The sequence below is a fragment of the Campylobacter sp. W0014 genome, assembly GCF_020135975.1.
Classification (GTDB): domain Bacteria; phylum Campylobacterota; class Campylobacteria; order Campylobacterales; family Campylobacteraceae; genus Campylobacter_D.
In genome coordinates this window covers 1-503 of the sequence record NZ_JACHTR010000102.1, presented here as the reverse complement: position 1 = coordinate 503, position 503 = coordinate 1, and the positions used below count along the sequence as shown (strand labels likewise).

Annotated in this window: 2 protein-coding genes; both read left to right on the top strand. The window is 29.6% G+C overall.

The window, feature by feature from the left end; all coding sequences use genetic code 11:
- Positions 1-244, top strand: a 244-nt coding sequence (locus tag H2277_RS09150) for a hypothetical protein (RefSeq protein ID WP_337201982.1), incomplete at its 5' end; no start/stop codon positions are given.
- 15 nt (positions 245-259) lie between these two features.
- The coding region (locus H2277_RS09145) for a hypothetical protein (protein WP_337201981.1) at positions 260-503 on the top strand (244 nt) is incomplete at its 3' end.

The following is a 503-nucleotide window of genomic DNA, read 5'->3' as shown; positions in this document are numbered from 1 at the left end:
AGCTGATGTCAATGCTGCTAATTGCACTATCAATGAAATTGAAAATGATAAAATCAATTATTTTAAACCTGCTACTCCATTAGATAGGGCTATTTCTTTTGGGATAAATAAAAATAAAACAATCTTAAAAAAAGCAGGTGCTAAGACTTGGGAACAATTGGTTAAAGAATACAATATTGATACAAGTTTAGAGAGACCAGAACAAATTAAAATGTATGAAGAAAGAAGAAAGATAAAAAAATAATAAAAAGGAGATATTATGGAATTTGATGTTGAAATTTTAGACAATCTTGAGAATTTTAAAGAATTCTTAAAAACAAAACCTAGTAAAGAAGTTTTGCAGGCTGTTAATTCTCATTTAGAGGGTTTTTTAAGTGATGCGTATGATCATATCGATCCAGAAGAATACGAAGTCGCTTTTGAAGAAGAAACAGGAATATCTTATCGTGATGCTACCGAGGAAGAATTTGATGAGTGGTTTATTGCAAATGTACTTTGCTTTG